This is a genomic window from Gilliamella sp. B3023, assembly GCF_026536845.1.
Classification (GTDB): Bacteria; Pseudomonadota; Gammaproteobacteria; order Enterobacterales; family Orbaceae; genus Gilliamella; species Gilliamella apicola_E.
Genome location: NZ_JAFNNH010000028.1, coordinates 1 through 11,736, shown reverse-complemented (window position 1 = coordinate 11,736; position 11,736 = coordinate 1). Strand labels below are relative to the sequence as shown.

Sequence of the window (11,736 nt, the reverse complement as noted above, 5' to 3'; positions counted from 1 at the left end):
GGTACTATGCGAGGCGATAGATTAATAGCGGGCACTGAAATTAGAGCACCGCAAATTACAGGCGGCAGGATGATAGCTGGTAGTGTTATTAGTGCAGGTACCCCACCTGCTTTTGAGCTTTGGGAAGACGGTACATTAAACGCAAGACGGGCTAATATTAGTGGCAATATTTATGCGAATTCTGGGCAATTAAACAATGTTGTCATTAATGAAAATTGTCAAATTAAAGGAAAGTTAACAGCAATGCAGATTGTCGGGGATATTGTAAAAATGTACACGTGTGCAAAAAATGGCTCTGTTACTATAGAGCCTGAGCCGTTTGATCGAGAGTTGTTCATTTTACCAGTTACGTTAGTAGCTGTTGGCCATCTTGGTTCTGGTGGTGATAACAATTGGACTCCGAATTATTTCACGTATGGCAAGCTAGATATCATAATCAGGAATAGTGCAACTAATCGAGTTATCAAAAAAACAATAGAGACATCAAAGATAAGTCTCACTGCAAGTGAAACTCTTTCAACTACAATACCAGCCAATGTAACGTTTTTTGTTAACACACAAACCGGCAAACATAAAGAAAACGGAATACCGAATTTCATCACAATAATGACATTGAAAAAATAACAACCGCTTCCGTAGCGGTTAATTTATTTTTGGAGATATTAATATGGCCAAAATATCAGGGATTTTAACAGATGGTGCAGGTCAAGTTATTAATGATTGCACTATCGAGCTATATGCAAAAAAAACAACAATTAAAGTGCTGACTCAAACTCAAGCTTTTAAAGTTGCTGAAAACGGCAGTTACACTATGAATGTACTACCGTGTGAGTATGAAGTGAGCTTGATTATTAATGGTTTTCCCAAAAAACGACTTGGTACAATCCAAGTGTTTTCTGATTCAAATGATGGCACACTAAATGATTTTTTATTAAATCCATCTGAGAGTGAGATAACACCAGCAATACTACAACATGTATTTGAGGCTCGAAATGAAACCAATAAATCTGCAAATAAAGTTGTAGAATCAGAGAAAAAAATCAAAATTTCAGAAAATAATGCTTTAGAGTCGTCAAAATTAGCTAAAACTAGTGCAGATAACGCCAAATCCAGTGAGGAAGAGGCATCCAAAACAGCGACCGCTGTTAAAAACAGTGTAGATGATGCTAAAAAATATGCTGACTTATCGGCGGTTGGGGCAAACAATGCTAAAACTAGTGCAGATAATGCGAAAAACTCAGCTGATTTAGCTAATCAGTCAGCAACCAAGGCAAAAAATTCAGCCCAGCAATCAGCAGATAATGCTATTGCAACCAAATCATCAGCGGATGCAGCTAAAAATTCTGAACTGTCTGCTAAAAAATCAGCAGATGACGTTAAAAATGCCGCATCATCAATTGATACTTCTGTTTTTATAAAAAAATCTAGCATAGACAATCAGTCAATTAATGGCTCTTTAGATGTTAAAAATTTAACTGAAAATGGTCAGCGTGTTTATTCGCCGAATAACAAACCAACGGCTGATGATATTGGTACTATTCCTGCTGTTAAAAAACAGGTGAATGGCGCATCTATTTACGTGGTAAGTAGCCATTTAGTGTTTAAAGATGCTATTGGAGACCAACGTTTAATGCCGTTCCGACATGATGAATTACCATTTGGTTGGTATTTTCAAAATGGAGATAATTACTTATTAAGTTCAGCGCAGGGACAGGCTTTAAATAGTTTATCAGCTAACTATAAAATAGATCATCGCATTACGATTAAAACTATTAACGGTCTACAATATATTAACGTGCCAACTGCATTTGCGCCAGATGGGCGTGGCTATTTTATGCGTGCAGTAAATGGAACTACTCGACAGGTAGGTAGTATTGAGGGGGACGCAATTCGTAATATTAAAGGAGCTCTACAGGACGGTCCTGGACAAGCTTTCATTGGTCATGAAAATGTTACAAATGGGAGAACTGATGGTGCAATATCAATTCATCATAGCGGAGATGAATGGCTACAAAATGGTAGTCGCCATTTAAGATGGGCATTTTTCAATTTTGATGCCTCACGAGTTGTTCCTACAGCAAATGAAAACCGACCTATCAATATAGGGCTCACGCCAACTATTTATTTAGGAGTTTAAATGCCTAGGTATATTGCTGGCATCGTGCCGATATTTAACAGTCTATTCTCATTCGCGCTTGGCTTTACTCTTGATGAACTAAAGTCATACCCCATACTTCGTAATCTCTAGTTGCTAAAAACACCGCGTTTGTGGGATTAAATGCTCGTGTGTCGCTAAATGCACCTTTCGCATACTTATTGTGATTAGTCAACACACCAAAATTAAAATGTCCCCAAATTTCTCTACTAGCATCATCCTCCCAACTACCTACCTGTCGATTAGGTGAACAAAAATAGGAAAATTTATGATTAATTATTATTACGATAACACAAACGATTTAAAACCTTTTACACATCAATTAGATGCGAACGATGACACATTACCACCTGATAATGCGCTACGAATTTCTCCTACATTTAAAGAGGGCTATTGTCCATGCGAACAAGACGGAAAGTGGATTCTCATTGAAGATAATCGCGAAAAAACTGTGTATAATATTGAAACAAAAGAAGCTGTTAAAATTGATTATATAGGTCCAATAACAAACGGCTTTACGTCATTAGAACCGTTCGAATTTTGTAAATGGAACGGTGAAAAATGGGTGCTTGATGAAGAGCAGAAAAATGACTTTAATATTAAACAACATCAAATAAATATTGCAGATTTGTTATCTGAGGCTAATAATGAGATACATATCTTGAATGACAAAATAGAGCTTGAAATAGCAACAGATGATGATAAAAAACTACTTAAAAAATGGAAATTGTATCGTATACAGCTAAAATCTATTGATACAAATAAATTAGATATTGAATTACCAGTTAAGCCCTAAACGGGCTTTTCAGGAAAAGCAGCATTAACATCTGTAGCATCAAAACAAGTTAATAATATGCGATATTTTTCCATTTTTTTAGCTGCACTTCTTCATCAGCTACTAGCGTATCTAAATCTATAACATCCTGTGAAATAGCTATTCTTCTGTTAGCTTCATTGATTAGTTAGATTTTCATAGTTTGGTTTTGTGAGACAATTTGTTCGTCAGTTAATGCAATAGGTTGAGGTTCAACCAGCTTTAGCTTCCCTTTTACCTTTTTTAATGCCTTGCCTTCTTCATTTGCTTTTATCGCCATTTTTGCGTATTCATCGTTCATATATGTCATGATTAGTACCCCCTGCCCATCTAACATAGGATTGACATGTGTACGAGGCAAATAATGCGAGCTAAAATGAGGTTTCATATAATTCAGCATAAGCGAAGTCAATACTAATCCAGCTACCCAAGTTAATTTTATCAAATGCTATACCATAATTTCTGGTTATCATTGGTTTAATCAAGTTAACCAAAATTGCGCAAACTGCATTAATATTCCCTGTTGTTACATTAATGAAGCTAGACTGCTTAATAAACGCATTCGAATAAACACGCTACCAGCTATCACCATTTTGATATAACTCAGTAACATAAATCCTGTAATTCAGATCAGTTAATTTGGATTGAATCTCTGAGACATCTGTAATGCCTGATTTACCGTTTACACCAATTGAAACAGCATCGATACGGTTACCTACCACGTAAATAGGTTTAATTTATTCTCAGTTTTTTGTATTCACGCCCTCGGATATCATTATATTTATCAATCATTTGTTGAAATTTGTGACCCAATAATGTCATTGAGTCAATTCGTTGTTCTCTATATAAACTCTCTGACAGTCACCTTTAGGGCATTTGATTGACTCGGCTGGGTTTCTTCACTCCAACTCCGAGCATACTCCTATCTGAAAATGTCCCGCAATAAATGATATATGCATTTTGCGGATTAAGCTTTATCCTGGTCGATGTAAATTATTGATTAATTTCGTGATATCGGGTGGTCTTATTTTGAGGAGAGGATTATCTCCAATTTGCTGACGAATAACTTTGTTTTACCATGAGTTTGAACTTCTGATAAAGGCTGTTTTGCTACACTAAGATAAGAAATGCGCCTTATTATAAGGCTTTAGCGTCGAACTTATTTTATGAGATTTTACCATTAATTGAATTAAACAATGTTGAGTTTGCTATAACCAAGTTTTTATATAAAATATACAAAAATTTTCCAGAGGGATTTGATATGACTAATTTTAACGGTATACGTAAAAACTTTTTAGATAAGACCATCTTTAGTGTTTCAAAAGAATATTATTTAAAGAATTTATTCGTTGCTTTGTGGATATTTGCATATATTTTCGCGGTATTATTGTTAGTAATGTTTTTCGGAACTCGTGATTATGCAAAGTTTTCATTTATTTTGATTTATACATCAATTTGTACACTACTTTATCCATATACCTCATTATTAACTAATCCTATTATTAACTTTATTTGTTATAAAATTTTTCCTCCGTTAAAAGATATGGTAGATGATGCCATGGAAGCTAATGCTTTTGCTATATCAGGAAGAAGCTACCCTATAAATAGAAATTCTTCACTAGGTATAGGAATAATAAAGTTTGTGTTACGTGGAATGGTTTTGAGTGGTTCGCCTTTTATTGCACCTATTGTTTTAATGTATCTTTATATAAAAAATAGTAGAAAATAAAAACCTTAGGATGTGGGATAACACCACATCTTTGAGAGTCACTTCAAATTGGTTTAGGACGATATATTTTCTTTCTAACGGGTTCTAATTCTGTGCCTTCTTTCCCTATGTTAAACGTTCTTCAGCGTAAATATAAATAACTGTCTAAACATTGATTTAGTTTTGGTTAAACAATGAATAGTTGCTTTATTGATACCTATTAAATATGGATTTTTAATGACGAGGATTTTCGAAATCCATAACAGGCAACCACATAATTAAGTCGCTTATTTTTTTCTTCTTTTATTGTTAGGATGACACACAATTTGTAGTGATATAGCTAAATTAAATTTTGAATGAAAAAGAAAGATTCGTAATCGTAATTAATAAAAAGTTTGACTTATTCGTAGACATTCTATTGCACACATGAACCAATAAAACTATTATCTTCTTGTTAATAAAATACTACCCACCGAAAAAACTGAATTTTTTGTGATTCTCTATGATAAATTCTAATATGTAACAGGTGAATGTATAAAAATTGAAATAAAAAGTGATCATAAACTTTTAAATAAAAAAAGTTATGAAAACTTAAAAAAATGAAATTGTTGTTAAGTAAACATATTATATTTTAATAAATTTTTTGTATTAATATTAGATTTAAATATTTACATAAATATTTCGTAAATGCACAATATTAACAATCCGCTTCGGCGGTTTTTTTATTGCTCTAACTCCTTAAATAACATATCATTATCGGAAAAGTAAGGTGATGGTATGAAAAAGATTTTATTATGTATATTGATGTTACCGTTTTTTGTTTTTGCTGAAGCAAATAACTTAAAAGAAAATATCCAAAAATGCTCAACTATTGGCGATGATTTTTTAAGATTGCAGTGCTATGATGATTCTTGGATTCCTGGCAATGCCCACTTTAACAATAAGGTTCTATCATGTCTAACGCATGGCTTTAACAGTACAAGTAAAAGATTGTATTGTTTCGATAATATAAATAAAGATATTGATATTTCAAAAATGGGAAAATGGCACTGGGCGCTAATATCAAGTCAAAACAACACCAAAATGTCAACCTTACAATTATCCACTCCAGAAAAAGCAGATTATGTAGAAATATATACATATCCTGAAGAATCCCCTATTGATGGTAAATTAGCTATTACGTGTAAAAGGAAGCAAATGGGATTGTATATTAATAAAATAGGGGAGCACAATCTACTTCCAATAAAAGCCGAAATTATGTCTGCATCATTTTATGGGGACAGCACAGAGCAATGGAATGATTGGATTTTATATGAGGATAAAATAATTTATGATTTATATTTAAATAATAAATCTAATTCAAAAAATATAATATTTGAGCTAGAACATCATAAAAAATTAAAGGTATTTATGACTAATTTGCAATCTACAGGGGGGAACATTCAGTATTTTACATATAATATGACAGGGTTAAAATACGCAATAGCTCCATTCGAAAATATGTGTAAGATGAGCTTGTTTTAATTGTATCTATATATTTATTTCCACCTTTTAACCTAGCCTGCGTGTTTTTTTATTTTCTAAAAAATAGCGGGGATAATGAATGATTATCTATTAGATAAAATACAGTGCAATTGTGTACATATTTTAGATGACAAAAACTAGTTTTCGACCGTCGAGACAGGAAGCTCAAATACTTCTTTACTGTTCAATCTCATATTACAAAAGGAATTTTTTCATTTGATATAAAACTAGCGACGGAATGGGATACATCACAAACATCTAATTGTCGCTTTTCGCTTGATTCTTTGCTTAATACGTCCAGGCCCAACCGTGGCAACGTGATTATAAAGCATTTTAATTAATAACTTTGAAGCACCGCGTTATTTTTCCCTTTATATCAAATTTTTCCCAGAATATTTCAAAGAAAATGAGATGAGACTTCTTGATGTCATCGTTAACACTCAATTAAATAAGATAATGTCTATTTCACAAAAACAGCGGGAGTTTTTCTCATGAAAGAACTCCGCAGAAGAATATTATAATATCACATTTTATCATCTTGAATTTCAGTAGCCACTGAGATTAGTCTGGAATAAATTTAAGTCTTTGAAAATTGCTGCTAATGAATTTAAACCTGTCGTAGCAAAAATCAATTTACCCGATCAAGGGGCTGAATTAACTTCAAAATTAAGTTTACAGTTTCCACTCATTCATGTTGGTGATGAATTCAAAAAAATATCAATTTGATATCCCCTTTCGTTTGCTATGAACCAATATATATGGTCTTTGAACATTATAATGAATTATCAATGAATAAGCTAACCCAACCCAACCCAACCCAACGCTATTCATTATGCATGTCAGAAGAATGTGTTAGGATTAACAGAAATGGTGTTGAGATTTCAGTTACTGATGATAATCCAATAATACTTGCTAAACCTAGAATGCAGAAAGTAACCCGGTTAATACGCTTGAGAATTATGCTAAAAGTTTTTGTGTAAAGGCATAATCTTTTACAGATAGAAAGTAGAAGACGGTTATCATAGACAAATTTAAAATCAAAGTTATAACTAACTTTATAATATGTTATTTCAAATTCTTTGTATAATCTGATAGGATTAATAAAGTTGAGACATATGTTTTTTATTTGTATAAGCTTAAATTTTATAATCAAATATAAAAGATTAAACTGAAGTAAACTATAGCAATTAATTTTTAAATTTTAGTTTTAATAATGTTAATTGATTAGTTAATTAAATAGGATTCATTATAACTATCTTATTCCTTCTAATGGAGCATTTGGATAAGGGCGATGGAAATAGATTAGATATGAGTAAATATTATTTTTATTTATTGCAAACAGCGGAGTTTCGCCTCTTTTAGCAGGAAAATGGTTTAATAAAACATCATTCACATAAACATCCCATCTACAATTAGTACTATAAACCGGAGCATAATATACAGGTTGTTTATTTGGTGGATTTGAATTATTTCTTTCACAATTGTCTGATAATTATTATTTGTAAACATGAAACATTAAAAAATAATGTCATACAAATAATAAGTTTTTTTAAATAACTTCAATGTATTCTTTTCTGGAATAATAAATTTCTCTTTCATCATATAATGTAATGAGTTTTCTTTATATAATTCATATATTTTTCTTAATACTCATTCGTATATTTTTATCGTTATTTTAGAGCTCCAGAAATTATTGTATGGTTTAATTGTTCATCAATTTTATTTTAACCTAACTGAATCATGATCATCATTCTCTAAGAAAAAGCGGAAATTAAATTTCCATTTTTTTAATAAAACAACCGCTTTATAATTTTAATGCCTGTACACTTTGCACTAAGTCAGCCAATTGCGTAACAATTTGGTTTCCGGTATCACTTTCATCACCACCTAGAGTTTTATTGCGTATAAAATCAGCTTTGATTTGTTGCCAACGTTTAGTTTGTGTATCAGTTAATACGCCACGAATTTCAGCGAGTTTAAGAAGATTTTCTTCAGCACCATTAGTTAATAGTTGAGCTTCACCCAAATAGTGATCGTTGATGATTTGATTAAGTTCATCATCATTCATAACAGAAGAAACCTTCTCAGCAAGTTTATTCATGTTTCGATAACTACCTTGAAGTTTGAAAGGTGGTTCTGTACGGTATTTATCTGATTGAGCAGCACTAACGATGTATTGCTGGTTAACTTTGAACACCACTTCTCTAATTTTCAATAAGTGACTAAGTACTGCAACAATTTCGCTGATTTCTGCTTGGCTGTAAGCATAACTTAATTCATTGCTATTAAGTGGCTTACCTTGTGCATGGTCAATGAGTTGATAAAGATCATTTAAGTCACGTAGCGCAAGTGGTGCTAAAATTGGATTTGAAGTTAAGCAGTTTTCAATATAACTTGAAGCAAAAACTTCATCCATACCACCAAGAACTTCACCTAAATTATAAATATCTGCACGGTTAGCCAACATATCTGGTATTTTGAATACTTCTCCTGATTCAGTATATGGGTTACCTGACATAATAACGCAGAATTTTTTACCTCGGAGATCATAGGTCTTAGTTTTTTCTTTCCAAACACCTTCTATTCGGCGTGAACCATCACAAAGGGAGATGAATTTTTGTAAGAATTCCGGATTGGTGTGCTGTATATCATCAATATAAAGCATGACGTTATTTCCCATTTCAAGCGCTAGATTAAGTTTTACTAACTCTTGTTTGGCAGTTGCATTCGGTGCTTGATTTGGATCGAAAGATAACACACTATGACCTAAAGCCGGACCGTTAATCTTCATAAAGATTAATCCAAGACGATTAGCAACATATTCCATTAACGTCGTTTTACCATAACCTGGTGGAGATATAAGCAGTAATAACCCCATTAAATCGGTACGTCTAGTTTCACCAACCGTTCCCATTTGTTTAGCTAAGTTATCACCAATGATAGGTAAGTAAACTTGATTAATGAGTTTGTTTCGCACAAACGAACTTAATGGTTTAGCCTTAAATTCCTCCAGATGTAGAAGATCACGTTGTTCATCGAGTACTTCCTGACGAAGACTTTGATAATGCTGAAACTCCGGAATAATAATTCTGGACTGTTTACGCATGCGACTAAAGAAATCATCAAGATTAATATTCAACACTCCCTGAATTATACTTGGATGATCGCCAAGTAAATCGTTGACGGAAATATCAAGCTCAAGCTCGCTAATTCCCAGCGTAATGCTACTTTCTTTATCTAACATACACAATACTAAAGCTTCAGCAATATAGTCTGATAGTTTTTGATATTGGGGGAGGGTACAAAGACCTTTAAACCAACTTTCGATTAGAATCCAGCGATCGGCAAGTCGTTTTTGAAGATTGCTTTGTGATTGGTTAAAATCACCCCACATATGAGATTCCTCGAGGCGGGCTTTTAAACCTTCAAATAGATAGTGGCCATATTTACTTAACGTAAATTCTTGTGGTGTTTCGGCTAATATATAGCTTAAATATTCAGTTGCTTGTTTTACATGATACTGTTCATGTTGAATAGGGTACTTTTCTAAAAATTGGGTTAATTCAAAAGACATCTCTGTTTGAAGATTTCTTATACCTTCATCATGACCAAATAACGCCTGTATATCTTTACAAGTTTTGGCTCGCTCTGGCCATAATTTGGCAATATCACTCTTTTGATTATGATGCCAAAAAAGAATAGCTAAGCTTCGGGCTAAAGGGTTATAGCGTAATAGACCGGCCGCTTCACCTAGCGGGATCAGTTTGGCTAATATTTTTAATGCATCGTGATCGTGAATCCCTTTTTCATAGCCTTCACGATATCGCATTGACGCATAATCTCTTACTGTTTTAGCTAATACCTCAGGTTTGTTTAATTGATTTTTTAAATCGTCATAACTTAAATCATGCTCTTTTTTAAGCGCTGAATTAATTATTGAATATGCTAAATATTCACCACGGTAAACACTAGGCGATTCGGATTCTAATGAAATTGACCAGAAAGGTTTATAACTTTCTAATTTAGGGTGATTAATTCTTTCCTGATAATCAGTACCCGTTAATTGCAAATAAAGATGATCTTCTTTTGGTACAATGGTTAAATCAAGTTCTTGGGTGTTGACACTAAACTTATGTCTTGGCCCCAGTTTGATTACATTTCCGCCAGATTCAAATATTTCTGATTTATCTCGTAAGGCACGTATTGATTGATCTCTGGCACTTTGGAAACGAGATTCAATATCATCTGCTTTGACATTATCAAAAAGTGCTCTTAATTTTTCGACTATTTCACGAATTTTTAAAGCTAAAGCGTCGGCAACAAAAAAAGCATTTAACTCATTTTGATCAGAAAATTTAGCCGTTCTTCTTGGTATACTATCTAAAATTCGATTGGCAGCCGTAAGTAACGCTTCTGTTCGTCTTGTTCTATCTTCAAGTAGTGATTGTTTATGGGTTTCAAATGATTCTAATATCTCTTCTCGTTTAGCCAGAATATCATTAAGGAACTCTTCACTTTCACTGAATTGATTTTCAAGCTCTTCGAGTTGTACTAGAAGACGAGATAGCTCATCATCACATTTTTCAGGTGTTGTTGCCATACTCAAGGCATTGGCAATACTTTGGCCAAATAATTTAAATTGAGCACCAAATTGAGCAACCATTTCAACATTAGCTAAATTTTTTCGTTTTTGTTGGATTTTAGCTTTTGTTTGGTTAAGTTTTGCATAGACTTCAGCTATTGATTCTATGATTTTAGTTTGTAATGTGACGTCATCAAATTTTAGGGTTGCTATCAGTTGTGAAAGCATATCTAAATCAGTTGACATGGTTTCTGTTATTTCAACAGACTCAAGTAATTTTGCAACAGTATCTGCTTTGGTAATTTGTTGTTCAATATCGTCTATTTTTACATTGAATGGCTCTAATGCTTTATCACTTCCTAAAAACTCAGCAGTAGCTAATGAAACCTCAGCTTGTCTAGCTTTTAGTTTATTTTCCATTTCATCGATTTGGTCTAAATCAATGTATCGGTAAGTTCTTAATGTGACTAAACTGCCAAGTTGTAATTTTATTGCATTTAATGCATCAACAAATTCTTGTGTTTCTTGCCAGCTATCAGGGTAAAGCTTGGTTAATAAATCTTGTTGATTAGAAATTGCCTCACGCATAGCGCTTTCGGATTGACGCCGAATGCTTTCGACTTTTTCATACTCATCTATAACTAATTCACTCGTTTGTGAAATATTACGAAGAATAGGAGAGAATGATAGGTGCTTCTCGTCATTGAGCCAAAAGTAATTATCTAAGAGCCGTTTTGTATCTTCACTTAATTTGCTATAGAGTTGTGAAGAGACTGCCTGGTTATCGATTTCGCGCGAGATAAAATACAGATCTGAAATTCCGCGAACAAGTTCAGCATTACCTATTTTTCCGAAGAAACTATTATTTGTCGGTTGTTGTGCTGCATATTCATCACTATAAAAAGGAGTTTGCCAAATTTGCATTGGATGAACTCTAGTTGGCTCATCACTTT

Annotated in this window: 9 protein-coding genes; 6 read left to right on the top strand and 3 right to left on the bottom strand. The window is 33.1% G+C overall.

The window, feature by feature from the left end; all coding sequences use genetic code 11:
- The 3 genes from J3U16_RS11680 to J3U16_RS11670 all read left to right on the top strand — a co-directional run.
- Positions 1–624, top strand: a 624-nt coding sequence (locus J3U16_RS11680; protein ID WP_267343145.1) for a phage tail tip protein, incomplete at its 5' end; no start/stop codon positions are given.
- Positions 625–667: 43 nt separating this feature from the next.
- A complete protein-coding gene (locus tag J3U16_RS11675) occupies positions 668–2,137 on the top strand; it encodes a prophage tail fiber N-terminal domain-containing protein (RefSeq protein ID WP_267330266.1) in 1,470 nt (489 codons plus the stop codon).
- Between the two features lie 286 nt (positions 2,138–2,423).
- On the top strand, positions 2,424–2,951 hold the full coding sequence (locus tag J3U16_RS11670; protein ID WP_267343144.1) for a tail fiber assembly protein: 528 nt from the start codon (positions 2,424–2,426) through the stop codon (positions 2,949–2,951).
- Between the two features lie 166 nt (positions 2,952–3,117).
- On the opposite strand, the gene J3U16_RS11665 is transcribed toward J3U16_RS11670, so the two are convergent.
- Together J3U16_RS11665 and J3U16_RS11660 are read right to left on the bottom strand one after the other, a co-directional pair.
- Entirely contained in the window at positions 3,118–3,357 is a 240-nt protein-coding gene (locus tag J3U16_RS11665; protein ID WP_267330268.1) for a hypothetical protein, read from the bottom strand.
- Between the two features lie 187 nt (positions 3,358–3,544).
- The gene (locus J3U16_RS11660; protein WP_267343142.1) at positions 3,545–3,691 is read right to left on the bottom strand and encodes a hypothetical protein; all 147 of its coding nucleotides are present in this window, start codon (positions 3,689–3,691) and stop codon (positions 3,545–3,547) included.
- Positions 3,692–4,230: 539 nt separating this feature from the next.
- Here J3U16_RS11660 and J3U16_RS11655 point away from each other — a divergent pair.
- From J3U16_RS11655 to J3U16_RS11645, 3 genes are all read left to right on the top strand, one after another.
- The gene (locus J3U16_RS11655; protein ID WP_267330269.1) at positions 4,231–4,698 is read left to right on the top strand and encodes a hypothetical protein; all 468 of its coding nucleotides are present in this window, start codon (positions 4,231–4,233) and stop codon (positions 4,696–4,698) included.
- Positions 4,699–5,454: 756 nt separating this feature from the next.
- Positions 5,455–6,201 (top strand): hypothetical protein, encoded by a 747-nt coding sequence (locus tag J3U16_RS11650; RefSeq protein WP_267330270.1) that lies wholly within the window; start codon positions 5,455–5,457, stop codon positions 6,199–6,201.
- A 788-nt stretch (positions 6,202–6,989) separates the two neighbouring features.
- Positions 6,990–7,181: a hypothetical protein gene (locus J3U16_RS11645; protein WP_267343141.1), complete on the top strand. Its 192-nt coding sequence runs from the start codon at positions 6,990–6,992 to the stop codon at positions 7,179–7,181.
- A gap of 824 nt (positions 7,182–8,005) precedes the next feature.
- Here J3U16_RS11645 and J3U16_RS11640 read toward each other — a convergent pair.
- Positions 8,006–11,736, bottom strand: a 3,731-nt coding sequence (locus tag J3U16_RS11640) for a DNA repair ATPase (RefSeq protein ID WP_267343140.1), incomplete at its 5' end; no start/stop codon positions are given.